This window comes from Halodurantibacterium daqingense, from assembly GCF_042666235.1.
GTDB classification, from domain to species: Bacteria; Pseudomonadota; Alphaproteobacteria; order Rhodobacterales; family Rhodobacteraceae; genus Halodurantibacterium; species Halodurantibacterium daqingensis.
Genome location: NZ_JBHTFQ010000004.1, coordinates 63,005 through 89,263, shown reverse-complemented (window position 1 = coordinate 89,263; position 26,259 = coordinate 63,005). Strand labels below are relative to the sequence as shown.

Below are 26,259 nucleotides of genomic sequence, written 5' to 3'. Positions count from 1 at the left end.
AAGACCCATGCAAGTCTCTGACATCTTCCGATTCAGGAACCGCGAGATCCGGGCACTGCATCTGACGTGGATCGCGTTCTTCATCTGCTTCTATGTCTGGTTCAACATGGCGCCGCTGGCCTCGTCGATGCTGGCCTCGGCCGACTGGCTGACTCGCGACGACATCCGGCTCTTCGCCATTGCCAACGTCGCGCTGACGATTCCCGCGCGGATCATCGTCGGGATGGCGCTGGATCGCTGGGGCCCGCGCCGGGTGTTCTCGGTGCTCATGGTCACGATGGCGATCCCGACCTTCGTCTTTGCCTTCGGCACCACCAAGGAACAGCTGTTCATGTCGCGGCTGGTTCTGTCATCGGTCGGGGCAAGTTTTGTCGTCGGCATCCACATGACCGCGCTGTGGTTCAAACCGCGCGACATCGGCTTTGCCGAAGGTTTCTATGCCGGCTGGGGCAACTTCGGGTCGGCCGCGGCAGCGATGACGATCCCCACTGTTGCGCTGACGGTCTATGGCGGCCCCGACGGCTGGCGCTATGCGGTGGCGACCTCGGGCGCGATCATGGCCGCTTACGGCCTGTTCTACTGGTTCGCGATCACCGATGGCCCCTCGGCGGAAACGCACCGCAAGGCCCGCAAGGCCGGCGCGCTGGAAGTCTCGAGCTGGCGCGACCTGGTCTGGCTCTGCGTCTTTACCGTGCCGATGGTCGGGATCCTTGCGATCATCGTCTATCGCATCCAGCTGATGAACTACATCGACGGGCTGACCGCCTCGATCTGCTATGCGGCCATCGCGGTGGTGGTGATCTATCAGGTCTGGATGGCGATCAAGGTCAACCGCCCGATCCTCGAAAAGGGCATCCCCGAGGACGACAGGTATCCGTTCTCATCGGTCGCGGCACTGAACCTGACCTATTTCGCCAATTTCGGCGCCGAACTTGCCGTGGTGTCGATGCTGCCGATGTTCTTCCAGGAGACCTGGGGGCTTTCGGCCGTGGCGGCCGGCATGATCGCCGCCTCCTTCGCCTTCGTGAACCTTTTCGCGCGCCCCATGGGGGGGCTGGTCTCGGACCGCTTCGGCAACCGCCGCTTCGTGATGCTGGCCTACATGTTCGGCATCGGCATCGGGTTCGTGCTGATGGGGCTGCTGGACAGCCGCTGGCCGCTGATCGTGGCGATCGGCATCACCATCCTGTGCAGCTTCTTCGTCCAGGGCGCGGAAGGCGCAACCTTCGGGATCATCCCGTCGATCAAGCGGCGCGTCACCGGCCAGATCGCCGGCATGGCCGGAGCCTACGGCAACGTCGGCGCGGTCTTCTACCTCTTCGTGTTCATGTTCGTCACGCCCTCGCAGTTCTTCTTCATCATCGCGGCCGGCGCCTTCATCAGCTGGGTGGCCTGCCTGATGTGGCTGAAAGAGCCCGAGGGCGGCTTTGGCGAGGAATATGTGCTGTCGTCGGTTGACCATGCGATCGCCGATGCGGCGCGGCAGAAGAAGGATGCCGAAACCGAACTTGCCCGGCTCTTCGCCGGCTCGCAGCGCGTGGCGCTGGCCGACAAGGGCGATGGCCTGACACTGACCGCAACCTTCCGCGATCTGTCCGATCTGAGACTGGCGATTGCCCGGCTGGGTGGCGCCAAGGCCGACAAACCTGCCGCCTGACCTCATTGCCGGCGGGGCTCATCGCCGCCGGCCCCCCCTCACCGCGTCCCGAAAGGACAGACAAGATGACGATAACCACCCCACAACCCGGTGGCGGCAGCACCTGGCTGCCCGACTGGCGCCCCGAGGATCAGGCGTTCTGGGAAAGCCAGGGCAAGGCCCGCGCCTGGACGACGCTGATCCTGACCACGGCAGCGCTGACCATGGCCTTCATCACCTGGTTCCTCGTGTCCGCGCTGGTCGTGCGCCTGCCGCAGATCGGTTTCCAGTTCTCGCCCTCGCAGTTGTTCTGGCTGGCGGCCATGCCCGGGCTTGCGGGCGGCACGCTGCGGCTGGTGCACATGTTCCTGGTGCCGATCTACGGCACGCGCCATGTCGTCAGCCTCTCGACGCTGTCGCTTCTGATCCCGCTGACCGGCTGGTTCTATGCCGTTCAGAACCCCGCCACTCCATTCTGGGTGCTGATGCTGCTGGCGTTCCTTGCCGGCCTTGGCGGCGGCAACTTCTCGAGCTTCATGCCCTCGACTTCGATGTTCTTTCCCAAACGGCTTCAGGGCACGGCGCTTGCCATTCAGGCGGGGATCGGCAACTTCGGCGTCTCGGTGGTGCAGTTCGTCACCCCCTGGGTGATCGGCTTCGCGCTTCTGGGCGGCATGGCCTGGATCGGCGAGCCGCAGACCATGACACGGGCGGGCGTGGACTCGCAGATCTACCTGCAGAACGCCCCGCTGGTGATGATCCCCTTCGTCGCAGTCTTCGGCATCACGGCCTGGCTGTTTCTCAAGTCGATTCCGATCACGTCCAATTTCCGCGAACAGTTCGACATCTTCCGCTCGGGCAATACCTGGGCGCAGACCTCGATCTACATCATGACCTTCGGAGGCTTCTCGGGGCTGTCGGCCACCTTCCCGCTGCTGATCCGTCAGGTCTATGGCGGCTTCGAGGGCGCGCCCGACCCGCTGGCCTGGGCGTTCTGGGGTCCGCTGGTCGGATCGGCCAGCCGGGTCGTTGCCGGGCCGGTGGCCGACAGGCTGGGCGGCGCACGGGTCACGCATTGGGCGGGGCTGGGGATGCTGGTATCGGCCTTCCTCGTCACGCTGACCCTCGCGCCGACCTCGCTGGACAGTTTCGGGCTCTTCGTCTCGGCCATGCTGGCGCTGTTCTTCTTTGCCGGGATCGGCAACGCCTCGACCTTCAAGCAGATGCCGATGCTCTTCCCCCCGCGCCAGGCCGGCGGCGTGATCGGCTTTACCGCCGCCATTGCCGCCTATGGGCCCTTCATCTTCGGGATGCTCTTTGCCTGGTCGTTCGGCGCCTTCCAGTCGGCCGCGCCGGTCTTCTATGGCCTGATCGTCTTCTTCGCCTTCAACGTGGTGCTGAACTGGGTGCTCTACGCCCGCAAGAACGCACCCTTCCCCTGCTGACCTCACCCGGGACGCGCGCACTGGCGCGCGCCCGGCCCCACTACAACATCGGAGACAGCCATGAGCCATCTTCTTGACCGGCTGAACTTTCTGAAATCGGTCCGCAAGGACACCTTCAGCAAGGGTCACGGACAGACCACCCTCGAGAACCGCGACTGGGAGGAGACCTACCGGTCGCGCTGGCGGCACGACAAGATCGTGCGGTCCACCCACGGCGTGAACTGCACAGGCTCGTGCAGCTGGAAGATCTATGTCAAATCCGGGATCGTGACCTGGGAAACCCAGCAGACGGATTACCCGCGCACACGTCCCGACCTGCCGAACCACGAACCGCGCGGCTGTGCCCGCGGGGCAAGCTACAGCTGGTATCTTTACAGCGCGAACCGGGTCAAGACGCCGCTGGTGCGGGGCAAGCTGCTTCGGCTCTGGCGCGAAAAGCGCAAGACGATGACACCGGTGCAGGCCTGGGCCGCGATCCAGCAGGATCCGGCCGCGCGGGCAAGCTATGTCAAGGCGCGCGGCAAGGGCGGATTCGTCCGCGCCTCCTGGGCCGAGGTGAACGAGATCAACGCCGCCGCCAATGCCTATACCGCGAAAACCTACGGGCCCGACCGGGTCTTCGGCTTCTCGCCCATTCCGGCGATGTCGATGGTCAGCTATGCGGCCGGGTCGCGCTATCTGTCGCTGCTGGGCGGCACCTGCATGAGCTTCTACGACTGGTATTGCGACCTTCCGCCCGCAAGCCCGATGACCTGGGGCGAACAGACCGACGTGCCGGAATCGGCCGACTGGTACAACGCGGGCTACCTGCTGCTCTGGGGGTCGAACGTGCCGCAAACGCGCACGCCCGATGCGCATTTCTACACCGAGGCCCGGTATCGCGGCACCAAATCCGCCGTGATCTGCCCGGACTATTCCGAGGCGGCCAAGTTCGGCGATGTCTGGCTGAACGCCAAGCAGGGCACCGACGCGGCGCTTGGCATGGCCTTTGGCCATGTCATCCTGCGCGAGTTCCACCTGAGCCGTCAGGTCCCCTATTTCGAGGACTACTGCCGCAAGTATTCCGACATGCCGATGCTGGTGAAACTTGACCCGCGCGGGGACCGGCTTGTCCCCGGCCGCCAGCTGCGCGCCTCGGACCTTGCCGGCGACCTCGGCGCCACGGGCAACCCGGAATGGAAGACGGTCGCGATCAACGAGGGAACGAACGATCTGGTCGTTCCGAACGGATCCATCGGCTTCCGCTGGTCCGATGCCGGCGGCAAGGCCCCGGCCAAGACGCCGGGCGTGGCCGACACCGGCACGTCCGGCGGCAAGGAGATGGAAACCGGCCGCTGGAACCTCGAGCAGAAGGCCGACGGAAAACCCGTCTCGCTCAAGCTCACCCTGGTGCTCGAGGAAGACCGCGACGATATCGTCGGCGTCGATTTCCCCTGGTTCGGGGGCGAGGCCACCCAGGGCTGGGAAGTGGACGCCCGCGGCAAGGTGCTGACGCGCAACGTGCCGGTCAGGAAGATCACGCTGGCCAATGGTGAAGAGGCGCTGGTTGCGACGGTCTTCGACCTGCTCTGCGCCAACTACAGCCTCGATCGCGGACTGGGCGGCGAGAATGTCGCACTTGATTATGATGCCGACGTGCCCTTCACCCCCGCCTGGGCCGAACGCATCACCGGCGTTCCGCGCGACAAGATCATCCATGTGGCCCGTGAATTCGCCGCCAATGCCGAAAAGACCAATGGCAAGTCGATGATCATCATCGGCGCGGCGATGAACCACTGGTATCACATGGACATGAACTACCGCGCGGTCATCAACATGCTGGTGATGTGCGGCTGCGTGGGGCAATCGGGCGGCGGATGGGCCCATTATGTGGGCCAGGAAAAGCTGCGCCCGCAAACCGGCTGGACGGCGCTGGCCTTCGCGCTGGACTGGGCGCGGCCGCCACGGCACATGAACTCCACCTCGGCCTGGTATGCCCATACCGACCAGTGGCGCTACGAGACGGTTTCGGCGCGCGAGATCCTGTCGCCCACCGCGCCCGAGGGCGACTGGGACAAGCTGTCGCTGATCGACTACAACATCCGCGCCGAACGGATGGGCTGGCTTCCCTCTGCGCCGCAGCTTCGGACCAACCCGCTGACCGTGGGCCGGGCGGCGAAAGAGGCTGGCATCGAGGTCAAGGACTATGTGGCGGCCGCGCTGAAATCCGGCAGGCTGGAAATGTCCTGCGAGGATCCGGATGCACCGGAGAACTGGCCGCGCAACCTTTATGTCTGGCGCTCGAACCTGCTGGGATCCTCGGGCAAGGGGCATGAATACTTCCTCAAGCATCTTCTGGGCACCGATCACGGCGTGCTGGGCAAGGATCTGGGCGAAGAGGGCCGGCAGAAACCGATCGAGGCCCGCTGGCATGATGCGGCGCCCGAAGGCAAGCTGGACCTGCTGACCTGCATCGACTTCCGCATGTCGACAACGGCGGTCTATGCCGATGTCGTCCTGCCCACGGCAAGCTGGTATGAGAAGGACGATCTCAACACCTCGGACATGCACCCCTTCATCCACCCGCTGCAGGCGGCGGTGGATCCGGCGTATGAATCGAAAACCGACTGGGAAATCTTCAAGGGCATCGCCCGGACGTTTTCCGACGTCGCGCCCGAAATCCTGGGCGTCGAGACCGACGTGGTGCAACTGCCGATGCAGCATGACAGCCCCGGCGAGATCACCCAGCCCTTCGTCCTGGACTGGAAGAAGGGCGAATGCGACCTGATCCCCGGCAAGACCGCGCCGGCCTATATCGCGGTCGAACGGGACTACCCCAACCTTCACGCCCGGTTCACCGCGCTTGGGCCGCTGATGGAGAAGGTCGGCAACGGCGGCAAGGGCATCGCCTGGGACACCAGGACCGAGGTTCATCACCTTCAGGCGCTGAACGGCGTGCATCCGGAGGGGCCGACGAAGGGCATGGCGCGGATCGAAACCGCGATCGACGCTGCCGAGGTGGTGCTGATGCTGGCCCCGGAAACCAACGGCGAAGTGGCCGTCAAGGCCTGGGGTGCCCTGGAGAAAGCCACCGGCCTGAACCACAAGCATCTGGCCGAGGTCAAGGAAGACGAAAAGATCCGCTTCCGCGATATCGCCGTGCAGCCGCGCAAGATCATTTCCTCGCCCACCTGGTCGGGGATCGAAAGCGAAGAGGTGTGCTATAATGCCGGCTGGACCAATGTGCACGAACTGATCCCGTGGCGCACCCTGTCGGGCCGTCAGCAGCTGTATCAGGATCACCTCTGGATGCAGGCCTTCGGCGAATTCTTCGTCACCTGGCGCCCGCCGGTGGATCTCAAGACGATCACGCCCGCGGCCACCAGGTCTCTGGGTTCGGGCGAAAAGCATGTGGTTCTGAACTTCATCACCCCGCACCAGAAATGGGGCATCCACTCGACCTATTCCGACAACCTTCTGATGCTGACGCTGAACCGCGGCGGCCCGGTCGTCTGGCTGAGCGAAACCGATGCCGCGAAGGCGGGGCTGGTCGATAACGACTGGGTCGAGGTCTTCAACTCGAACGGGGTCATCACCGCCCGTGCGGTGGTCAGCCAGCGCATGAAGGACGGCACGCTGTTCATGTATCACGCGCAGGAAAAGATCGTGAACACCCCTGGCAGCCAGATCACCGGCAAGCGCGGCGGGATCCACAACTCGGTCACCCGGACGGTGACCAAGCCCACCCACATGATCGGCGCCTATGCCCAGCAGTCCTACGGGTTCAACTACTACGGAACCGTGGGTGCGAACCGCGACGAATTCGTGATCCTGCGCAAGATGAACAAGGTCGACTGGCTGGACCAGCCGGCCACCCCGACCGCAACCCACAAGACGGAGGCAGCGGAATGAAAGTTCGTGCCCAAATCGGTATGGTGCTGAACCTCGACAAATGCATCGGGTGCCACACCTGTTCTGTCACCTGCAAGAACGTCTGGACCTCGCGCGAAGGCGTCGAATACGCCTGGTTCAACAACGTCGAGACGAAACCGGGCATCGGCTATCCCAGGGACTGGGAAAACCAGACGCGCTGGAAGGGCGGCTGGACCCGCTCGGCTTCGGGCAAGCTGACGCCCCGGCAGGGCGGCAAATGGCGGATCCTCGCGAATATCTTCGCCAACCCGGACCTGCCCGAGATCGACGATTTCTACGAGCCGTTCGATTTCGATTACGATCACCTCAAGTCCGCCCCCGAAATGGAGGCCTTCCCCACCGCGCGCCCGCGTTCGAAACTCTCGGGCGAACGGATGGAAAAGATCGAATGGGGTCCGAACTGGGAAGAGATCCTGGGCGGAGAATTCGCCAAGCGGTCGCAGGACTACAACTTCGAGGGCGTGCAGAAAGACATCTACGGTGAATATGAAAACACCTTCATGATGTATCTGCCGCGGCTGTGTGAACACTGCCTCAATCCGGCCTGCGTCGCCTCCTGCCCCTCGGGCGCGATCTACAAGCGCGAGGACGACGGCGTCGTCCTGATCGACCAGGAGAAATGCCGCGGCTGGCGGATGTGCGTGTCGGGCTGCCCCTACAAGAAGATCTATTACAACTGGTCTTCGGGCAAATCCGAGAAATGCACGCTGTGCTATCCGCGTCTTGAATCGGGGCAGCCGACGGTCTGTTCGGAAACCTGCGTGGGCCGCATCCGCTATCTGGGCGTGATGCTTTATGATGCCGACCGCATTTCCGAAGCGGCCGGGGTTGCGGATGAAAAGCAGCTTTATGATGCGCAGCTTGACGTGTTCCTGGACCCGAACGACCCGCTGGTGATCGAGGCCGCCCGCGCCGAGGGCATCCCCGAAGACTGGATCAGGGGCGCCCAGAACTCGCCGATCTGGAAAATGGCGATGGAATGGAAGATCGCCTTCCCGCTGCATCCCGAATACCGGACGCTGCCGATGGTGTGGTATATCCCGCCGCTGTCGCCGATCCAGAACGCGGCCAAGGCCGGCAAGATCAGCGCGCAGGACGACATGCCCGATGTGCAGTCGCTGCGGATCCCGGTGCGCTATCTGGCCAACATGCTGACCGCCGGCGACGAAGCCCCCGTGGTTTCCGCGCTGGAACGGATGCTGGCCATGCGGTCCTACATGCGCTCCAAGACGGTGGACGGCGTGATCAACCTTGGCGTGGCCAATCGCGTGGGCATGACGCCGGCGCAGATCGACGAGATGTATCAGCTCATGGCGATCGCCAATTACGAGGATCGGTTCGTCATCCCCACCACCCACCGCGAACTGGTCGAGGACGCCTATGACCTCAAAGGCGGCTGCGGCTTTACCGATGGCAACGGCTGTTCCTCGGGGTCGTCGGGCGGCTCGCTCTTTGGGGGCAGGAAGTTCCGCAGCCCGCAGGAGTTCATCGCATGAGAACCTTCAAGGCCCTTTCCGCCCTGCTGAGCTATCCGTCGGCCGACCTTCAGGCCGCGGTGCCCGCGGTCCGGGACATCCTGGCCGCCGAGGCGGTTCTGCCGCCCGCGCAGCTTGCGGGGCTGGACCCGCTGCTGGCCAGCCTCGCGGAGGATGATCTTTTCGATCTCGAGGAACGCTATGTGATCCTGTTCGACCGGTCGCGCACCCTGTCGCTGAACCTTTTCGAACATATCCATGGCGAAGGCCGCGACCGCGGCGGCGCGATGGTGGACCTGCTGGAAACCTACCGCGCCGGCGGCTTTGACCTCATGGGGTCCGAGCTGCCGGACCACCTGCCGGTGCTGCTGGAATTCCTGTCGCTTCGTCCGCTGGACGAGGCGCGGGCCATCCTGGCCGATGCCGGGCATATCCTGGTCGCGCTGGCCGAACGGCTGGCGCGGCGGGAAACGCCCTATGCCGCGGTCCTGTCCGCCCTTGTCGCCGTGGCCGAGGCCACGCCGGCAAGCGCCGAGGCGCAGGCGCTGCTGTCGGAACAGGATGACGACCCCGAAGACCTCGAGGCGCTCGACGCCACCTATGCCGAGGCGCAGGTCATGTTCGGCCCCGATCCGAATGCCGGCTGCCCCGTTTCGCGCGACATCCTCGCGCGGATGGACATTCCCCCCGCCACCGCGCCCCGCGCGGCAGCTCTCAACTGACGGAGACCGTCATGCACAATTTCGTCTTCGGGGTCTTTCCCTATATCGCCATCACGATCATGGTCCTTGGCGCCATCGCTCGCTATGAACGGGACCCCTTCACCTGGAAGTCGAGATCCAGCCAGATGCTGCGCAAGCGGCAGTTCGTGATCGGCTCGGTGCTGTTCCATGTCGGCGTGCTGGTGATCTTCTTCGGCCATCTCGTCGGCCTGCTGACGCCGGGCTGGCTGTTCTATGCCGTCGGCATCTCATCGGGGGCAAAGCAGGTCATGGCGGTGGTGGTGGGCGGCATCGCCGGCCTCATGGCGCTGGCAGGCGGGCTGATCCTTCTGAACCGCCGGCTGACAGATCCCCGCATCAAGGCCAACTCCAGCTTTGGCGATACCGCGATCATGGTGCTTCTGGTGGCCCAGCTGGTTCTGGGGCTCGGTTCGGTCATCCCGACGCTGGGCCATCTTGACGGCTCGGAAATGCTCAAGTTCATGGCCTGGGCGCAGGGCATCGTGACCTTCCAGGCCGGCGCGGCGGCGCATATCGTCGATGTGCACTGGATCTTCAAGATGCACATCTTCCTTGGTCTGGTGATCTTCGCCGTCTTTCCGTTCACGCGGCTGGTGCATATCGTCTCGGCCCCGGTGCGCTATCTGTGGCGGCCGGGTTTCCAGATCGTGCGGTCGCGCCGGGGCGCAAAGGACGGGTCGAAGGGCCTCAAGCCCTTCAGCCCGGCGGAGTGATGGCCATGGGCACCCCTCTTCTCGCTGATGTCACGGTAAACGGGGTGGCCATTCCGGCCGCCCGCATCGCCACCGAAGCGCAGAACCACCCTGCACCGCAGGGCAAGCCCGGTGCCGCCTGGCGGGCCGCCGCCCGGGCCCTGGCGCTGCGCGAGGCCCTGCTGCAGGAAGCCCGCGCCCGCCAGCTTGTGCCCGAACCGCAAGAGCTGGAGCCCGGTCAGGTCGAAACCGAGGAAGAGGCGCTGGTCCGCGCCCTTCTTGATCAGGCAATCCAGCCCGAGGCCCCGTCCGAGGCCGCGCTGCGCGCGATCCACGCGGCGCACCCCGACCGGTTCCGCGCCCCGCCGCTGTGGGAAGCCGCGCATATCCTCATCGCCGCACCCCCGGATGATGCGGCGGCGCGCGCCGATTGCCGGGTCAGGGCCATGTCGCTGCTGCAGGACGTGCAGGCTGCACCCGCACGCTTTGCCGAGCTTGCGCGGGCTCATTCCGCCTGTTCTTCCCGCGAGGCGGGCGGCCTTCTGGGACAGATCGGCCCCGGCGATACCGTGGCCGCGTTCGAAAGCGCCCTGCGCGGCCTGCAGGCCGGACAGATCGCGCCCGAACCTGTGGAAACGCGCTTCGGCTTTCACCTGATCCGGCTTGACGCTGCCGCCGAAGGTGCCGTCCTGCCCTTCGAGGTGGTCCTGCCCCGGTTGCGGGCCGCCGCGGAAAAGGCGGCCTGGGTGCGCGCTGCCAAGGCCTTTGCCGAAGACCTGCTGGCGCGGGCCAGGCTGACCGGCGTGCCCGAGGTCCGCCCCGCCTGATCTGACGCGCTGCGGGCCAGCCCCGCAAGGCGTCAGACCATGGATTGGCCCCGCACGGGCGATCCCACTGCCATCTGGTCGGACAACCCGTCCGACCAGATCGGTGCCCGGCTTCGCCCTGCCGCGGCGCCTGATCGGAAGGAACTGCGATGAGCAAACATGAGATCCTCGAAATCCACCCCTCAGCGGCTTGCGGGTGCAACGATGTTCAGGGTGGTCTCCTGCCGCCCGATGTGGCCCTTGCCCGTGCCTTTCATGTGGCACGGCCGCTGGGCGGGCAGCTGCACCTCCCGCTCGCCCGGGCCACGGGGCGTGTTCTGGCGCAGCGTGTCACCAGCCCTTTGCCCTTGCCGCCCTTCGACAATGCGGCGATGGACGGCTATGCGCTCTGCGCCGAACGGCTGACAGGCGCCGGCCCCTGGCGCCTGCCCGTGGCGGGCCATGTCCGTGCCGGCGATCCCGCGCCGGACCTGCCCCTCGGCGCGGCCCTGCGCATCCTGACCGGGGCGCCCCTGCCTCACGGGGCGACGGCGGTGGTGGCGCAGGAAGACGTGCTGCGCAGCGACGGAACGATCCTCCTGCGCCTGCGCCCCGAAGCCGGCCGCAACATCCGCCGCGCCGGGTCGGATCTGGCCCGGGGCGCCGCAATCCTCTCCGCCGGCACGGTGATCGGCCCGCGCGAGGCTGCCGCCATTGCCGCTGTGGGTCAGGGGCAGGTGGCCGTGCGCCCCCGGCTGCGGGTTGCGCTCCTGACCACCGGCAACGAGCTGACCGAACCGGGCGAACCGCTGCAACCCGGCCAGATCTGGAATGTGAACGGTGCGATGCTGCGGGCGGCGCTGGCCCAGCCCTGGATCGCGCTGGAAGAGGCGCCGCCCCTGCCCGATGATCCGGCGCAGCTTCTGGCCGCGCTGGCAAGCCTGGCCGCGCGGTCGGATCTGATCGTCACCACCGGCGGCGTCTCGGTCGGGGACGAGGATCACCTGCGCGCCGCTGTCCGGGCGGCGGGCGGGCAGGTGACGGCGATGAACCTGGCGATGAAGCCCGGCAAGCCCTTCACCGTCGGCACGCTGGGATCGGCGGTCTGGCTGGGACTGCCGGGCAATCCCGGCGCGGCCTTCGTCACCTGGATGGTGCTGGGCCTGCCGGTCGCGGCGCGCATTGCCGGCTGCGGCGACACCGCGCCGCGCCGCGTTCTTGCCCGGCTTGCCGAACCCCTCTCGCACAGCCCGGGACGCTGCGAATACCGGCCGGCCAGCCTGCGCGGCCATGACGGAGGCGGCGGGATGATGATCGCCTGTGCCCAGGAGGCCGGTTCGCATCGCGTGGCGCAGCTTGCCGCGGCGGACGGGCTGGCGCTGATCCCCTCCGAGGTCGAGCATCTGCCCGCCGGGGCGCTGGTGGACTTCCTGCCTTTCTGAGGCGCACCCATGTCACGGCCCGCGATGGGCCTGCAGAAGCTGAAAGGACCAAGGATGATCGGCTATGTTTCCCTTCCCGGACGCGGCGCGACGGATGACTGTCTGGCCGCAGCGGTCGCGGCGCTGGCCCGCCGCAAGGTGGCGCTGGCCGGGACGGTGCAGACCAATCCAGAACGCGCCGACCGGGACAAATGCGACATGGATCTGCGGGTTCTGCCCGATGGCCCGGTGCTGCGCATCAGTCAGGATCTGGGGCGGCACGCGCGCGGCTGCCGCCTGGACGGCGGGGTGCTGGAACAGGCCGTGGCCGAAGTTGCGGCGCGGATCGATGGCGCCGCGCTTCTGGTCGTCAACAAGTTCGGCAAGCAGGAGGCCGAGGGCCGTGGCTTCGTGCCGCTGATCGCCGAGGCCGTGCTGCGCGGCATGCCGGTGCTTGTGGGCGTGAATGCGATGAACCTGCCCGCCTTCCTCGCCTTCGCCGAGGGGCTTGCCACCGCGCTTCCCGCCGACCCCTCCGCGATCGCCGACTGGACGCTGCGACGGCCGGTGTCCGATGCCGCCTGAACCCGCGCCCCGCCTGCCGCGGATCGCGGTGCTGACCGTCTCGGACCGGGCAAGCACAGGCGCCTATGCCGATCTTGGCGGTCCGGCAGCCGAGGACTGGCTGCGCGCCACCCTGTCCTGCCCTGCCACCTATCACCGCCAGATCGTGCCGGATGGGGCCACACCTGTGGCGGGCGCGCTTGCAGCCCTTGCCGATGACTGGGGGGCGGATCTGGTGCTGGTGACCGGCGGCACCGGCCCCGCCCCGCGCGACCGCACCCCCGAGGGGCTGGCCGCGGTCATCGACTTTGCGCTGCCGGGCTTTGGCGAGGCGATGCGGGCCGCCTCGCTGGCCGAAGTGCCGACGGCGATCCTGTCGCGGCAATCCGCCGGCGTCCGCGGCCGCACGCTGATCCTGACCCTGCCGGGCAAGCCGGCGGCAATCGCCACCTGCCTTGCGGCAGTGTTTGCGGCGGTGCCCTATTGCCTCGAGCTGATCGGCGCCGCCCGGATCGATACCGACCCGAAGCGCTGCGCAGCCTTTCGCCCGAAGATCGGCTGAGGACCGGCGCCGCAGGCCTCGGGGCCGCCCCCCACACCGGCGCTGCGCAGCCGACCCGCACCGCCCGCCAGCTCCCGAAGGCCGGTTGCCCGGCCCGCGCGCGGAAACCGCCGGCCCGCCGTCCGCGCGGCGCTGCCGGTGTCGCGGATCCCGCCCCATCGCCGCGCCAGAAGGAAAAGCGGCGGATCACCGCCCCTGATGACCTCCGGCAGATGAAACCGCGACGACAGCCGCCCGCAGGCCCTCCAGCGAATAGGGCTTCAGAAGCAGCCGCGTCCGCGCATCCGGCACGACGCCCTCGATCTCGGCGCGGCCGGTGGCAAAGACGACGGGGAGCGCGGCAACCCGGGCCCGCGCCTGCTGTGCAAGTGCCACGCCCGAGATCCCGGGCAGCCCCACATCGGTCAGAAGCACATCGATCCGATGCCGCGCAAGATGGTCAAGGGCCGCCTCGGCATGCGCGGCTTCCAGAACGGTGCAGCCAAGATCGGCCAGCATGTCGGCCGTGGCCATCCGGATCAGGGCATCATCCTCGCAGACCAGCACCGTCAGCCCGTTCGGCGCGGCCGGCGCGGCTGCCGGACCGGCCGAGGCCGCCTGCGGATGCGCCGCGCCGGCTTCGGTGCCGACGGGCGGGCCAAGCTGCTGGCGGATCTTGCGGGCAAGGTCCTCGCGGGAATAGGGCTTGCTGAGCAGTTCCACCCCCTCGTCCAGGCGCCCCGCATGGACGATCGAGTTTTCCGTATAGCCCGAGGTGAAAAGCACCTTCAGTCCCGGCAGGCGGCGCGTGGCCCTGCGGGCAAGCTCGGGCGCCTTCATCGGGCCGGGCATCACCACGTCTGTGAACAGCAGATCGATGGCAATGCCGCTTTCGATCGCCGCAAGCGCGCTCTGTGCATCGGCGGCCTGCAGCACCTTGTAGCCGAGGTCGCGCAACGTCTCGACCACGATGTCGCGAACTGCGGGATCATCCTCGGCCACAAGGATCATCTCGGACCCGCCGGTGACCGGCCCGGTATCGGTGCTGACCGGCGCATCCTCGGCCTGGCTCGACCGGGGCAGGTAAAGCCTGATCGTCGTGCCCTCGCCCGGCTCGCTGTAGATCTTCACATGGCCGCCCGACTGCTTGACGAAGCCATAGACCATCGACAGGCCCAGCCCGCTGCCCTTGCCTTCCGCCTTGGTGGTGAAGAACGGGTCATAGACCTTCTCCAGCACCTCGGGGGTCATGCCCGATCCGGTATCGGTCATCGCCAGCAGCACATACTGGCCCGGTGCGACATCCTCGTGGTCGCGCACATAGCGATCGTCCAGGAAGGCATTGCCGGCCTCGATCGTCAGCTTGCCCTGGCCTTCCATGGCATCGCGGGCATTGATCGCCAGATTGAGAATGGCGTTTTCAAGGTTCACCGGATCGATCAGCGTGTTCCAGAGTCCGCCCGCCACGATCGTCTCGATCTCGATGGCCTCGCCCAGGGTATGGCGCAGCAACTCGTCCATGCCGCGGATCAACCGGCCCGGATTGACGACCCTGGGCGCCAGCGGCTGCCTGCGGCCAAAGGCCAGAAGCTGGCTGGCAAGGCGCGAACCGCGGCGCACCCCTTCCATCGCATTTTCCAGATGCCGGTGCGCCGCGCCATCGCTGCCGACCATGCGGTGCAGGAACTGCAGATTGCCGCTGATCACCTGCAGCAGGTTGTTGAAGTCATGGGCAATGCCGCCGGTCAATTGCCCGATGGCCTCCATCTTCTGCGCCTGGCGCAGGGCCGCTTCGGCACGGGCAAGGGCCTCGGCCGCCTCGGTCTCGGCGGTGATGTCCCGCCCAAAGGCATAGATCGTGTCGGTTTCCACGACGGCGGTCCAGGCGACGTGGTGCTGCCGTCCGTCGCGGGCGATCATCCGGCACTGGAGCCCGCCGGCATTGCTGCCGGCCTTCAGCTTCGCAAGCTTCGCAGCGACGGCCTCGCGGTCGCCGAGGGCGACGAAATCCAGCACATGCCGACCCACCGTCGCGGCGGCATCCCAGCCAAGCTGCTTGCTCCAGGCCGGGTTCACCGAGGTGATCGCGCCCTCCGTCGTCGCGATGATCTTGAACACCGGCGACAGGTTCCAGACGCGCTCCCGGTCGCGCGCCAGCCGTCGTTCCTCGGTGATGTCGCGCGCCACGGCATGAATGCGGCCTTCGTCGGGCACGGCGGTCCAGTCCAGCAGGCGATAGCTGCCGTCCCTGCAGCGATAGCGGTTCTCGAAGGCAAAGGTGGTGGCCCCCTGAGACAGCCGGCCCAGTTCCGCGGCTGTCCGGGGCAGATCCTCGACATGCAGGAACGACTGCAGCTTCTGGCCGACCATCGCCTCCTGCTCCCAGCCCAGCAGCCGGGTTGCCGTCGGGTTGACGGCTGTCACCACCCCTTCGTAATCGCAGACCAGCATCAGATCCTGCGAGAGATTCCAGAGCCGGTCACGGTCCTGCAGCGTCTGCGCCTCGGTGCGCTTCTGTTCGTCGATATCGGTATTCGATCCGATCCAGCGCGTGACCTCGCCCCGTTCGTTGCGGATCGGCAGCGCCCGCACCAGATGCCAGCGATAGTTGCCATCCGCGCGCCGCATGCGGAATTCGGTCTCGTAGCGGTCGCCCCCGGCAACGGCTGCACCCCAAAGGGCCATTGCCCGCTCCCGATCCTCGGGATGGACGACCTCGGGCCAGGCCGTGCCCGCCAGTTCGGCGTCGCTGCGCCCGGTATAGGCGCTGACACGCTCGTTGAACCAGTCAAGATCTCCGTTCGGGCGGGCCGTCCAGACATGGTTCGGCATCGCCTGGGCGAAGGTGCGGAACTGCCGTTCGCTGGCACGGATCGCCTCCTGTGCCGCGACCCGTTCCGTGACATCAACACCGTTGACGAAGATGCCGGTGACCCTGCCATCGGCGTCGGCAATCGGTTGATAGACGAAATCGAGATAGCGCCGTTCCGGCCGCGTGCTGGCCTCATGCCGGACATCGAAAGGGGCCTCGGTCGAACGATGCGGCTTGCCGGTGGCATAGACCCTGTCCAGAAGATCGAGATAGCCCTGATCCACCGCATCCGCCATCGCTTCGGCCACCGTCCGGCCAACCAGGTCGCGCGGGCCCACCAGCGCCTGATAGGCCGGATTGACAAAGCCGAACCGGTGCTGCGGGCCTTCCAGCAGCGCCATGAACGAGGGCGACTGGTCATACATCTGCTGCAGCCGCACCCGTTCATGCCGAAGCGCGCGGTCGGCAAGAACCTTCTGCGTCGTCTCGACCACGATCGCGATGACGCCGAGGCGCGTGCCGTCATCGCCGGTCACCGGCGAATAATCGAGGTTCATCCAGGCGCGGGCTGCGCCCTTGCCACGATCAAGCTCCAGTTCCTGATCCCTGTAGGACAGGGACTCGCCCCGCCCGAAGACCCTGCGCACGACATTGTCGTTGAAGGACCAGACCTCGGGCCAGCCTTCGCGCACATTCGAGCCGAGCAGCCGCGGGTGCCGCGCGCCGGCGACTTCGGAATAGGCGTCGTTGTAGATCATCACGCCGGCTTCGCCCCACAGCGTGACGATCGGCACCGGAGAGCGCAGGATCAGCGCCACCGTGGTCCGGAGCGTTGCGGGCCAACCGGCAATGGGGCCAAGGCTGGTGGCCGACCAGTCGTGTTCCCGGATCCGGGTGGCCATCTCGCCATCGCAGTCAAGAAGGGCAGCATCCTGCGTGGCGTTCTGCATCCTGATCCCCGTTTCATGCAACCTGCAATGGCGGTTCTTGCGCCGGAACCACCTGATTACCAGCCCGGCCTTGAAGTGCAAGCCGGGCATTGCACCGGGCGGATGTTTCTCCGCCCGCCCCTTCCCGCCTCTGCCGCGCCACATGGGCCCCCCCCCTGCCGGCCCCTTCGGAACGATCCCTGCCAGAGGTGGGACCCCCGGCCGGCCGGCCGGGCGCAAGGCAGGGCATGCCCGTCTCGCAGCCGGTGGCGGCACCGTCCCTGCCTCACCGTCCCTGCCTCACCGTCCCTGCCCCACCGTCCCTGCCCCACCGTCCCTGCCGGGCCGGAACCGCCCCCCGGTCGGGTCTGCCGCCTGTGGCGCACCGCCCCCCGGCGCAGCCCATCGCGCTAGCCCCGGCGATGCAGCGTCACGCGCTTGAGCAAGAGGATCGCGCCGCCCCCGAGGATCACGCAGGCAACCTCGACCGCCCAGCGGCCCGCCGCGCCAAGCGCAATATCGGGATTGCCGCTTGCCAGCCCCATGCCGATCAGCGCCATGCCCGGGATGATCGCCAGCGCCACCATTACGCCGGTCGCCAGAACCTTGAGCCGCGAGGACACGATCACGCCGCCGGCAATCCCCGCCAGGAACGAGGTGGCCACTCCACCAGCCTGGATGCCGGACCAGTAGTTTGCCCAGTAGCCCTGAGCAAGCTGGGCCGCCTCCATGTCGTTGACCGCCAGGGCCAGCGGCGTGGCAAGCCCGGCGGCAAGCGCGAGCGCAAGATAGCCCAAGGCGGTGGATTTCACCCCGGCGATGGCGCTGTGCCTGTCGCCCAACAGGCCGAACACCACCCGCAGCAGCGGCTCGAACCCCGGGGCGATCAGCATCGCGCCCACCACCACATGAAGGGTGTCCGAGACGATCCCGAAGGCCGCAACCGCGCCAGCCAGCGCCATCAGGGCGATGAAGTTGAACGAGGGGTTGGTATCCTGCCGCATCATGGCGCCGATCTCTTCCCAGATCGCGTCATTGCCTTCCTCGTTGATCGAGCGGGCGGCATCGGCGCGGATCGTGGCATTCGGCTCGCCGATCGACACGGCGCCCGCGTGCAGCAGCCCAAGCTCGTCCAGGATGTTGACGATCCTTGCGCTGGTCTGGTTCGCGACCTCGAGGGTCAGGATATCGCCGCGGGGCCGCAGTGCCGCGCCCGGCTGAAGCGAGATCCGCGCCACCCCCTCGCAGTCCTGCACCCTGTTCAGCAGCGTGGCGCAGTCTTCGGGCGTGCCGGAAAACTCTATGCGACGGGGCATCGGGCACCTCTGGGCAACTGGCCGCCGCTGCGGGCCGGGTCCGCGGCAGCGTCCGAAGGCAGACCTGCCTCCTTCTGGCAGGCAAACCGCTGAAGAAGCCCCCGGTTCCGCCGCCCGAAGCGCCGGCTGCACCACCGGACGGAGGGTGCCGTTCAGATGGGCGTCCGGGCCGCCCCCTCCGCCGGACCCTGCGCGGGCCTGTCGCGCAACAGCCCCAGGAAATTCGTCACCGCATGCGACCGGAAGGGCATCTTGCGCATCGCCACCACCATGTTGCGCCGCGCCCAGTCCTCGGCCAGCGGTGCGCCCAGCACATCGGTCCCGCCCAGAAGATGCAGGCCGGTGCCGCGCAGGAATCCGATGCCGAAGCCCGCCTCGACCATCCGCACCAATGACGACATCGTCTCGACATTCACACGCTCGCCCATGCTTTGGCCGGCCCGGGCCGCGGCCTCGCTCAGCAGCCGGTCCAGCGCGCCGGAATGGTGAAAGCCCACCATTTCATGGCCCACCACATCGGCGAAGGGAATGGGCCGGCCCCCTGCAAGCCGGGCCGCAAGCGGATGATCGGGCGAGGCGATGACCCAGACATCATCCGAGGATACCGGCAGCACCTCATAGGGGGAAAAGTCGTGGTTGTCGGTCAGCACCGCCAGATCGACCTCGGCATCCGACAGCGCCGAAAGCGCGGCCGTGCCGTACATCTCGCGGATATCGAGGGTCACGCCGGGATAGGTCCGGGCAAACAGCGCCAGCCGCTCGGGCAGGATCCCCGACAGGGCCGAACTGGTGCAGGCAAGCCGCAGCCGCCCGGCCCTTCCCGCGGAAAAGCTGCTCATCAGCACATCGAGATCCTCGATCTGCTGCAGGATCATCCGGGCGGTTTCGGCATAGGTATCGCCGGCCGCCGTCAGGCGCACGCCCTGCGCCGACCGGTCGAACAGCACGACGCCCAGACGGCCCTCAAGCTCGGCGATCCGCCGGCTGACGGCCGAAGGGGCGATACGTTCCGCCTGGGCGGTGCGCGCGATTGACCCGTCACGGGCAAGCGCAAGCACAAGGCGGGCAGTCACGGGGTCAAAACTCGGCACGGTCAGGTCAGTCTGCTGGGCACGTCCCTTCGACGCGGTGCCGCACCATTGCACAGCTGCCGTCAGGCATCCAGACCCATGCGCCGCCGCAGGAGGTCGGAGGTCGCATGGGTCGAGGCAAGTTCCTCAAGCGTGCGACAACGGCGCAGTTCGGACATGGCGTGATCGATGCCGCCCAGCAGGCGGCGGAAAAGGGAGGATTTCATCTTCAGTCTCCGGGGTTGCAAGCCGAAGATAGGGGCCGATGCCGCACTGCAGAAGCGCCATTTCGGCACGGGGGGCATCGCGGCACGGCAATGCCCGCCTCCGGTGCCAACGGCCCTGCGCCAGAAGGGTCAGGCCGTGAGCTGCCGGATCGGGTTTCCGGCCTGCCAGGCGGCAATGGCCTCGACCGTCTGGCTGTAGAACAGCGCCCAGGTGGCCTGGGTCACATAGCCCAGATGCGGGGTCAGCAGCAGCTGGCCGCGCCCGATCAGATCCGCATCGCGCAGTGCGTGGTCCGCGGGCAGCGGTTCTTCGTCAAAGACATCAAGGGCAGCCCGCCGCCCCGGTTCGGCCCGCAGCGCCGACAGCAGCGGCCCGGTCTGCACGAGCGGCCCGCGCGAGGTGTTGATCAGCATGCCGTCCGGCTTCATGGACGCCAGCGCCTCTGGCCCGATCAGGCCCTCGGTCCGGTCCGACAGCACCATATGAACGGAAACGGCATCGCTTTGCGCCATCAGCGCGGGCAGCGATGGGCACGGCGCAACCCCGAGCTCCGCGCACCGCGCCGGGGTCAGATTCGGCGACCAGGCGCAGATCCGCATCCCGAAGGCCCGGCCAAGCGCGGCCATCTGCTGTCCGATATTGCCAAGCCCGACCAGCCCGAGCGTCAGGCCATGCAGATCGCGCCCCAGCCCCACCTGCCAGCCGCCTGCCGCGATCGACTGCGATTCGGGCATCAGGTTCCGCGCCAGCGCCAGAAGCAGCAGCATCGCCAGCTCGGATGTGGTTGTCTTGCGCGACTGGGTGCCACAGACGGTGATCCCGGCCGCCGCGGCGGCATCCAGATCGATCGAGAGGTTACGCGGACCGCTGGTCACGATCAGGCGCAGCTGCGGCAACTGGCGCAGAAGGCTTGCCGGCAACGGCGTGCGTTCGCGCATGACACAGAGAATGTCGAAGGGCGCAAGCCGCGCGACCAGCGCGCTTTCATCCTTCAGCGTATCGTGAAAGAAGGTTACCTCCGCGCCAAGCGTGCCCCAGTCGGCAAGGCCCGCCGCCACCTTGGCGTAATCATCCAGAACTGCAATACGCATGGCGAACAAGCTCCTTCCCGTTCCGTCAAGGCCATCGGACGAATTGCCGCAGCAGCCGGCTTGATCTTCGCTTGCCTGTTGTATACGACTGGATACAAGTCGGCAACGGGGGGGTAGCCGATCGGAGGGCGCCGGGGTTGCACATGTCGCCGATCCGACCGTTCCGCCTTTTCCCAGCCGGTTTTGGCGCGCAGACTCGCGCGTCAGACTCAACTGAAGAATCGGGAGGATTCACATTGATGAAAATTGACAGACGCAAGTTTCTTGCGGTCGCGGGCGGCACGGTTGCAGCAACAGCCCTGCCGGCCTCCTTTGCCTCGGCGCAGGGCGTGAGCTTTGCCGGCCGGAACATCGAATGGGTCATCCCCTTCGCCGAGGGTGGCGGGTCGGATGCCTGGGCGCGTTTCCTCGCCCCTTATCTCAGCCGCCATCTTCCGGGTCAGCCCAATGTCATCATCCGCAACGTGCCGGGCGGTGGCTCGATCACCGGGACCAACGAATTCGTGGCCCGCGCCCGTCCGGACGGGCTGACGATCATCGGCACCTCGGGTTCGACGCAGTTCCCCTATCTGCTGGGCGATCCGCGCGTGCGCTATGACTATTCGGTGCTGCCGCCGGTGCTTGTTTCGCCGACGGGCGGCGTGGTCTATCTGCCGGCGCGCTTCGGGATCGAGGATGCATCGCAGCTCGGCCAGCTCGCCGATCAGGAACTGGTCTATGCAAGCCAGGGCGCGACCTCGCTCGACCTCGTGCCGATGCTCGCCTTCCTGGTGATGGGCCTCAACGTGCGCCACGTCTTCGGCATGACCGGGCGCGGTGACGGCCGTCTCGCCTTTGAACGCGGCGAGGCGACGATCGACTACCAGACCTCGGCCGCCTATCTGTCGAACGTGCAGCCGCTGGTGGATGCGGGCGAAGCCGTGCCGATGTTCTCCTGGGGGGTGCTGGACGCGCAGGGCAATGTGCAGCGCGATCCGACCTTCCCGGACATCCCGCATTTCGTCGAAGCCTACGAGATGATGCACGGCGAGGCCCCCTCGGGCGTCGAATTCGATGCCTACATGGCCTTCTTCGGCTCGGGCTTTGCAGCCCAGAAGCCGGTGATGCTGCCCGAAGGCACCGCGCCCGAGATCGTCGCCACCTACCGCGAGGCCTTTGCGGCGGCCGTGGCCGACCCCGAGCTTCAGGCCAACAAGGAGGCCGCGCTTGGCGCCTATGAACAGGCCGTGGGCGATGACGTCGAAGGGCTCTACCGTGTCGCGACGACGATCGACGAAGAGGCGCGCGAATGGGTGCGCCAGTACCTGACCGAGACGCACGGCGTCACGTTCTGATCCAGGCACCGTGATGCCGCGCCGCCGCTGCCCCCGTGGCGCGGCGGCGCCTTTCATCAAAGGATGATCGCATATGTTCGAGACGCTCTTTTCGGCGCTCGCCGAACTGATGACGCTGCAGCACCTCGGGTTCATGACTCTGGGCGTGGTGCTTGGCCTGATGGTCGGCGTCCTGCCGGGGCTGGGCGGAATTGTCGGCCTTTCGCTGCTTCTTCCCTTCCTCTACGGGATGGATCAGACCTCGGCCCTTGCCATGCTGATCGGGCTGGTCGCGGTCATCCCGACCTCGGATACCTTTGCCAGTGTGCTCATGGGGATACCTGGGTCAACGGCCAGTCAGGCAACCGTGCTTGACGGCTTTCCGATGTCGAAACGCGGCGAGGCGGCACGCGCCCTCTCGGCGGCCTTTTCGGCCTCGATGATCGGCGGGGTCTTCGGCGCGATGGTGCTGACCGGCTTCGTGGTGATCGCGCGGCCCCTGATCCTCAGCTTCAGTTCCGCCGAATTGTTCGCGCTGACCATCTTCGGATTGTCGATGGTGGGTGTGCTCTCGGGCAGCAACCTCGCCAAGGGGGTCGGCGCCGCCGGCCTTGGCCTGGTGATCGGGACGGTCGGCTCGGCGCCGGCCACGGGCGAATACCGGATGGATTTCGGCACGCTCTATCTCATGGACGGGATCCCGCTGGTGATCGTCGCCCTGGGGCTTTTCGCCGTGCCGGAAATCGTGGACCTGCTGCGCGGCGGCAGCTCGATCGCCGGAACAAGCCGTCTGGGCAAGGGCTGGATCGAGGGCATCCGCGACACCTGGACCTACAAATGGCTGACCCTGCGCTGCGCGGGCCTCGGGGCGATCATCGGCGCCATCCCCGGCCTGGGCGGCAGCGTGGTGGACTGGATCGCCTATGGCCATGTGGTCCAGACCTCGAAGGACCGCAGCCAGTTCGGCAAGGGGGACGTGCGCGGCGTGATCGCGCCGGAATCGGCCAACAACGCCAAGGAGGGCGGCGGCCTGATCCCGACGCTTCTGTTCGGGATCCCGGGATCGGGCTCGATGGCGGTGTTTCTGGCCGGGCTTATCCTGCTCGGCATCCAGCCCGGGCCGGCCATGGCCGAACGCAACCTCGACGTGACCTACACGATCGTCTGGACCCTTGCGATTGCCAATGTGGTGGGCACGCTTCTGTGCATCGTCGCGGCACCGGGCATCGCACGGCTGACGACGATCCGCTACACGCTGGTCGCCCCCTTCATGATCATGGTGATCTCCTTCGCCGCCTTTCAGGCCACGCGGTCGATCTTCGATCTGGTCGCGCTTCTGGGCGTTGGTGTCGTGGGCGTGCTGCTCAAGCGCTTCGGCTGGCCGCGCCCCGCCTTCCTGATCGGCTTCGTGCTGGCGACGCAGGCAGAACGCTATCTTTATCAGGCGGTGCAGTTCTACGGCTGGGGCTTTGCCGGCCGCCCGCTGGTCATCGCGATCATCGTGCTGACGGCGCTGTCGGTCTGGCTGGGCGCGCGTCGCCGTCCGGGCGAAGGTTCGGCCTCGGTCGCGACCGAAGGCTCGGCCGAACTGGCGCAGGCCAGGGTGCTCTGGCCGCAGATCGCCTTTGCGCTGGCGCTGCTCGCCACCTTCATCTTCGTCTTTGTCGAGGCATTGCCCCTGTCGCGTCTGGGCGGGATCTTCCCCACCTGGGCCGCGGTGGCCGGCGCCCTTGCAACGCTGGTGGCCCTTGTGCCGCTGCTGCTGGGCCGGCAGGGCAGCAGCGCCAATTTCGACATGGAGGCCGCCCCCCGCGAGGAAGACGCCCGTTTCGGCGCCTGGGGCATGCTGCTCTGGCTGGCGGGCTTTGTCGGCGGGGTTGCGCTGGTGGGCTTCTTCATCGCGCTGCTGGGCTTCTTCATCGCCTTCCTGCGCGTGATGGCACGCACATCCTGGCTGACCACGCTGATCCTGACGGCGGCGGCGGCGGCCTTCATCCTGACGCTTGCCTATTCGCTGAACCTCGTCTTCCCGGGCGGCTGGCTGCAGGAGGTCTATGACCTTCCCTGGCCGCTGCGCTGACCACCAAGGAGCTGACATGACCGACCAGATCGCCTTCCCCTGCATCCTGATGCGGGGGGGGTCCTCCAAGGGGCCCTATTTCCGCCTGTCCGATCTGCCCGCCGACAAGGATCAGCGCGCGCGCGTCCTTCTGGCGGCGATGGGCTCGCCCGATGCGCGCCAGATCGACGGGCTGGGCGGGGCCGATCCGCTGACCAGCAAGGTCGCCATGGTCGCGCCTTCGGAGCGGGAGGATGCCGATGTGGATTACCACTTTGCACAGGTGCTGATCGACAAGGCGGTGGTGGATACCAACCCCTCCTGCGGCAACATGCTGTCGGGCGTCGGGCCATTCGCCATCGAAAGCGGGATGGTCGCGGCCACCGGCAGCGAAACGCGGGTGCGGATCTACGAGGCCAATACCGGCAGCCGGATCGAGGCGGTGGTGCAGACCCGCGACGGCAAGGTCGTCTATGACGGCGACGCCGAAATCGCCGGGGTGCCGGGAACGGCGGCGCCGGTGCGGCTCAACTTCATGGACATCACCGGCTCCAAGACGGGGGCGCTGCTGCCCACCGGCAAGCTGCGCGAGGAAATCGACGGCGTCGAGGTGACGCTGATCGACGTCTCGGTGCCGATGATGATGATCCGCGCCGCCGATCTGGGCAAGACGGGCTATGAAACCCCGGCCGAGCTGAACGCCGATACCGCCTTCTTCGCGCGGATCGAGGCGCTGCGGCTCGAGGCCGGGCGGCGGATGGGGCTGGGCGATGTCTCGGGCCGGGTGGTGCCGAAGGTGGCGATCCTGTCCGAACCGCGGCAGGGCGGCAACATCAGCGCGCGCTACTTCGTGCCCGACAAGACCCATGCCGCCATGGCGGTGACCGGCGGCACCTGCATCGCCACGGTCGCGATGCTGGAAGGCTCGGTGTCCGACGGGCTTGCCCGGCGGCCCGAGGGCGACGACCGCATGGTGGTGATCGAACATCCCGCGGGGGTGCTGGAGGTGGCGCTGACGACCACGGGCCAGGGTGATGCGATGGATGTGGTCAGTGCCGGCGTGATCCGCACGGCGCGCAAGCTGATGGCGGGCGAAGTTTTCGTGCCCGCGGCGGTTCTCGCATGAGGCTTCTGGTTCTTGAAGGCGACGGGATCGGCCCCGAGATCACCGCGGCAGCGCTCGAGGTTCTGGCGGCGGCCGATGCCGCGCAGGGTCTCGGACTGGTCCGGACGCACCGCAACATCGGATTGGCGGCGCTGGCTGAATGCGGTTCCACCCTGCCGCCCGACATGCTGGATACCGCGCGCGCCCATGACGGTGTGCTGCTGGGGCCGATGTCGAACCTCGAATACCCGCCCAAGGATCAGGGCGGCGTGAACTTCTCGGCCGCCTTTCGGGTGGGGCTCGATCTTTACGCCAATATCCGCCCGGCGCGGACCCGGCCCGGCCTGCCCCATCGCGGCAGCGACATGGATCTTGTCATCATGCGCGAGGCGACCGAGGGCATGTATCCCGACCGGAACATGGTCGCGGGATCGGGCGAATTCATGCCCACGCCCGACGTGGCGCTGTCGCTGCGCAAGGTCACCCGCGGCGCGATCGAACGGATCGCGCGCGACAGCTTTGACCTTGCCCGCACCCGCCGCGGCCATGTCACCGCCGTGCACAAGGCCAATGCCTTCCGCCTGACCGACGGGCTGTTCCTCGAGGCCGTGCGGGATGTCGCCCGCGAATATCCCGATGTGACGCTCGAGGAAGTTCTGGTCGATGCCATGGCCGCGCTTCTGGTGCGCGATGCGTCGCGCTATGACGTGATCTGCACCACCAATTCCTATGGCGACATCCTGTCGGACCTCGCCTCCGAACTGTCTGGCGGACTGGGGCTGGCCGGGTCGCTCAATGCCGGCACGGATCTGGCGGCGGCACAGGCGCAGCACGGATCGGCGCCCGACATCGCGGGGCAGGACCGCGCAAACCCGACCTCGATGATCCTGTCGGCGGCGATGCTGCTGCGCTGGCACGGGATGCGGCATGATGCGGCGCCCTTTGTCGCGGCGGCAACGGCGATCGAGGCGGCGGTGGATGCGGCGCTGGCCGATCCCGCCACGCGAACGCGCGATCTGGGCGGCGATCTGGGCACGGCGGCCTTCGGGCGGGCGGTGGCGGCACGGCTTGGCGGCTGATCGCCGCGACGACGGGATGAGC

19 protein-coding genes are annotated in these 26,259 nt (G+C 67.1%); 14 read left to right on the top strand and 5 right to left on the bottom strand.

The features are described from left to right. Positions 1-7: 7 nt before the first annotated feature. The 10 genes from ACFQXB_RS08485 (at position 8) to mog (ending at position 13,256) form a co-directional block, all read left to right on the top strand. Complete coding sequence (locus tag ACFQXB_RS08485) at positions 8-1,657, top strand: MFS transporter (RefSeq protein ID WP_377402118.1); 1,650 nt, start codon at positions 8-10, stop codon at positions 1,655-1,657. 65 nt (positions 1,658-1,722) lie between these two features. Further along, positions 1,723-3,081 carry an MFS transporter gene (locus ACFQXB_RS08480; protein ID WP_377402115.1) on the top strand — a complete coding sequence of 453 codons (1,359 nt, stop codon included), beginning with the start codon at positions 1,723-1,725 and terminating at the stop codon, positions 3,079-3,081. 60 nt (positions 3,082-3,141) lie between these two features. Continuing rightward, positions 3,142-6,972: a nitrate reductase subunit alpha gene (locus ACFQXB_RS08475; RefSeq protein WP_377402112.1), complete on the top strand. Its 3,831-nt coding sequence runs from the start codon at positions 3,142-3,144 to the stop codon at positions 6,970-6,972. Continuing rightward, positions 6,969-8,489 (top strand): nitrate reductase subunit beta, encoded by a 1,521-nt coding sequence (gene narH / locus ACFQXB_RS08470; RefSeq protein WP_377402109.1) that lies wholly within the window; start codon positions 6,969-6,971, stop codon positions 8,487-8,489. Before ACFQXB_RS08475 ends, narH begins: the two co-directional genes overlap by 4 nt. After that, complete coding sequence (narJ, locus tag ACFQXB_RS08465; protein ID WP_377402106.1) at positions 8,486-9,190, top strand: nitrate reductase molybdenum cofactor assembly chaperone; 705 nt, start codon at positions 8,486-8,488, stop codon at positions 9,188-9,190. Before narH ends, narJ begins: the two co-directional genes overlap by 4 nt. Before the next feature lie 11 nt (positions 9,191-9,201). Continuing rightward, positions 9,202-9,924: a respiratory nitrate reductase subunit gamma gene (narI, locus tag ACFQXB_RS08460; protein WP_377402103.1), complete on the top strand. Its 723-nt coding sequence runs from the start codon at positions 9,202-9,204 to the stop codon at positions 9,922-9,924. Between the two features lie 5 nt (positions 9,925-9,929). After that, positions 9,930-10,730, top strand: coding sequence for a peptidylprolyl isomerase (locus ACFQXB_RS08455; protein WP_377402100.1), 801 nt, complete (start codon positions 9,930-9,932; stop codon positions 10,728-10,730). A 149-nt stretch (positions 10,731-10,879) separates the two neighbouring features. Beyond that, the gene (locus tag ACFQXB_RS08450) at positions 10,880-12,151 is read left to right on the top strand and encodes a molybdopterin molybdotransferase MoeA (protein WP_377402097.1); all 1,272 of its coding nucleotides are present in this window, start codon (positions 10,880-10,882) and stop codon (positions 12,149-12,151) included. 9 nt (positions 12,152-12,160) lie between these two features. After that, complete coding sequence (locus tag ACFQXB_RS08445) at positions 12,161-12,715, top strand: DUF2478 domain-containing protein (RefSeq protein WP_377402094.1); 555 nt, start codon at positions 12,161-12,163, stop codon at positions 12,713-12,715. Then, positions 12,705-13,256 (top strand): molybdopterin adenylyltransferase, encoded by a 552-nt coding sequence (gene mog / locus ACFQXB_RS08440; RefSeq protein ID WP_377402091.1) that lies wholly within the window; start codon positions 12,705-12,707, stop codon positions 13,254-13,256. The genes ACFQXB_RS08445 and mog overlap by 11 nt, the downstream gene beginning before the upstream one ends. A gap of 186 nt (positions 13,257-13,442) precedes the next feature. On the opposite strand, the gene ACFQXB_RS08435 is transcribed toward mog, so the two are convergent. From ACFQXB_RS08435 to ACFQXB_RS08415, 5 genes are all read right to left on the bottom strand, one after another. Beyond that, a complete protein-coding gene (locus ACFQXB_RS08435; RefSeq protein ID WP_377402088.1) occupies positions 13,443-16,997 on the bottom strand; it encodes a PAS domain S-box protein in 3,555 nt (1,184 codons plus the stop codon). 389 nt (positions 16,998-17,386) lie between these two features. Continuing rightward, the gene (locus ACFQXB_RS08430) at positions 17,387-18,292 is read right to left on the bottom strand and encodes a DUF389 domain-containing protein (protein WP_377402085.1); all 906 of its coding nucleotides are present in this window, start codon (positions 18,290-18,292) and stop codon (positions 17,387-17,389) included. Between the two features lie 152 nt (positions 18,293-18,444). After that, positions 18,445-19,365, bottom strand: coding sequence for a LysR family transcriptional regulator (locus tag ACFQXB_RS08425; RefSeq protein WP_377402082.1), 921 nt, complete (start codon positions 19,363-19,365; stop codon positions 18,445-18,447). A gap of 80 nt (positions 19,366-19,445) precedes the next feature. Beyond that, positions 19,446-19,589: a hypothetical protein gene (locus ACFQXB_RS08420; protein WP_377402080.1), complete on the bottom strand. Its 144-nt coding sequence runs from the start codon at positions 19,587-19,589 to the stop codon at positions 19,446-19,448. Positions 19,590-19,718: 129 nt separating this feature from the next. Beyond that, entirely contained in the window at positions 19,719-20,681 is a 963-nt protein-coding gene (locus ACFQXB_RS08415) for a D-2-hydroxyacid dehydrogenase family protein (protein WP_377402077.1), read from the bottom strand. A gap of 239 nt (positions 20,682-20,920) precedes the next feature. Here ACFQXB_RS08415 and ACFQXB_RS08410 point away from each other — a divergent pair, with 239 nt between their 5' ends. The 4 genes from ACFQXB_RS08410 to ACFQXB_RS08395 all read left to right on the top strand — a co-directional run bounded on the left by ACFQXB_RS08410 (position 20,921) and on the right by ACFQXB_RS08395 (position 26,237). Further along, the gene (locus ACFQXB_RS08410) at positions 20,921-22,015 is read left to right on the top strand and encodes a Bug family tripartite tricarboxylate transporter substrate binding protein (RefSeq protein ID WP_377402074.1); all 1,095 of its coding nucleotides are present in this window, start codon (positions 20,921-20,923) and stop codon (positions 22,013-22,015) included. A gap of 73 nt (positions 22,016-22,088) precedes the next feature. Beyond that, complete coding sequence (locus tag ACFQXB_RS08405; protein WP_377402071.1) at positions 22,089-24,074, top strand: tripartite tricarboxylate transporter permease; 1,986 nt, start codon at positions 22,089-22,091, stop codon at positions 24,072-24,074. A gap of 16 nt (positions 24,075-24,090) precedes the next feature. Next, complete coding sequence (locus tag ACFQXB_RS08400) at positions 24,091-25,179, top strand: 4-oxalomesaconate tautomerase (RefSeq protein ID WP_377402068.1); 1,089 nt, start codon at positions 24,091-24,093, stop codon at positions 25,177-25,179. After that, the gene (locus ACFQXB_RS08395) at positions 25,176-26,237 is read left to right on the top strand and encodes an isocitrate/isopropylmalate dehydrogenase family protein (RefSeq protein WP_377402065.1); all 1,062 of its coding nucleotides are present in this window, start codon (positions 25,176-25,178) and stop codon (positions 26,235-26,237) included. The genes ACFQXB_RS08400 and ACFQXB_RS08395 overlap by 4 nt, the downstream gene beginning before the upstream one ends. Positions 26,238-26,259: the final 22 nt, after the last annotated feature.

Excerpts from the sequence above, each read along its gene's own strand:
- ACFQXB_RS08485 (WP_377402118.1), top strand. The coding sequence starts at position 8 with ATGCAAGTCTCTGACATCTTCCGATTCAGGAACCGCGAGATCCGGGCA.
- ACFQXB_RS08480 (WP_377402115.1), top strand. The coding sequence starts at position 1,723 with ATGACGATAACCACCCCACAACCCGGTGGCGGCAGCACCTGGCTGCCC.
- ACFQXB_RS08475 (WP_377402112.1), top strand. The coding sequence starts at position 3,142 with ATGAGCCATCTTCTTGACCGGCTGAACTTTCTGAAATCGGTCCGCAAG.
- narH (WP_377402109.1), top strand. The coding sequence starts at position 6,969 with ATGAAAGTTCGTGCCCAAATCGGTATGGTGCTGAACCTCGACAAATGC.
- narJ (WP_377402106.1), top strand. The coding sequence starts at position 8,486 with ATGAGAACCTTCAAGGCCCTTTCCGCCCTGCTGAGCTATCCGTCGGCC.
- narI (WP_377402103.1), top strand. The coding sequence starts at position 9,202 with ATGCACAATTTCGTCTTCGGGGTCTTTCCCTATATCGCCATCACGATC.
- ACFQXB_RS08455 (WP_377402100.1), top strand. The coding sequence starts at position 9,930 with ATGGGCACCCCTCTTCTCGCTGATGTCACGGTAAACGGGGTGGCCATT.
- ACFQXB_RS08450 (WP_377402097.1), top strand. The coding sequence starts at position 10,880 with ATGAGCAAACATGAGATCCTCGAAATCCACCCCTCAGCGGCTTGCGGG.
- ACFQXB_RS08445 (WP_377402094.1), top strand. The coding sequence starts at position 12,161 with ATGTCACGGCCCGCGATGGGCCTGCAGAAGCTGAAAGGACCAAGGATG.
- mog (WP_377402091.1), top strand. The coding sequence starts at position 12,705 with ATGCCGCCTGAACCCGCGCCCCGCCTGCCGCGGATCGCGGTGCTGACC.
- ACFQXB_RS08435 (WP_377402088.1), bottom strand. The coding sequence starts at position 16,997 with ATGCAGAACGCCACGCAGGATGCTGCCCTTCTTGACTGCGATGGCGAG.
- ACFQXB_RS08430 (WP_377402085.1), bottom strand. The coding sequence starts at position 18,292 with ATGCCCCGTCGCATAGAGTTTTCCGGCACGCCCGAAGACTGCGCCACG.
- ACFQXB_RS08420 (WP_377402080.1), bottom strand. The coding sequence starts at position 19,589 with ATGAAATCCTCCCTTTTCCGCCGCCTGCTGGGCGGCATCGATCACGCC.
- ACFQXB_RS08415 (WP_377402077.1), bottom strand. The coding sequence starts at position 20,681 with ATGCGTATTGCAGTTCTGGATGATTACGCCAAGGTGGCGGCGGGCCTT.
- ACFQXB_RS08410 (WP_377402074.1), top strand. The coding sequence starts at position 20,921 with ATGAAAATTGACAGACGCAAGTTTCTTGCGGTCGCGGGCGGCACGGTT.
- ACFQXB_RS08405 (WP_377402071.1), top strand. The coding sequence starts at position 22,089 with ATGTTCGAGACGCTCTTTTCGGCGCTCGCCGAACTGATGACGCTGCAG.
- ACFQXB_RS08400 (WP_377402068.1), top strand. The coding sequence starts at position 24,091 with ATGACCGACCAGATCGCCTTCCCCTGCATCCTGATGCGGGGGGGGTCC.
- ACFQXB_RS08395 (WP_377402065.1), top strand. The coding sequence starts at position 25,176 with ATGAGGCTTCTGGTTCTTGAAGGCGACGGGATCGGCCCCGAGATCACC.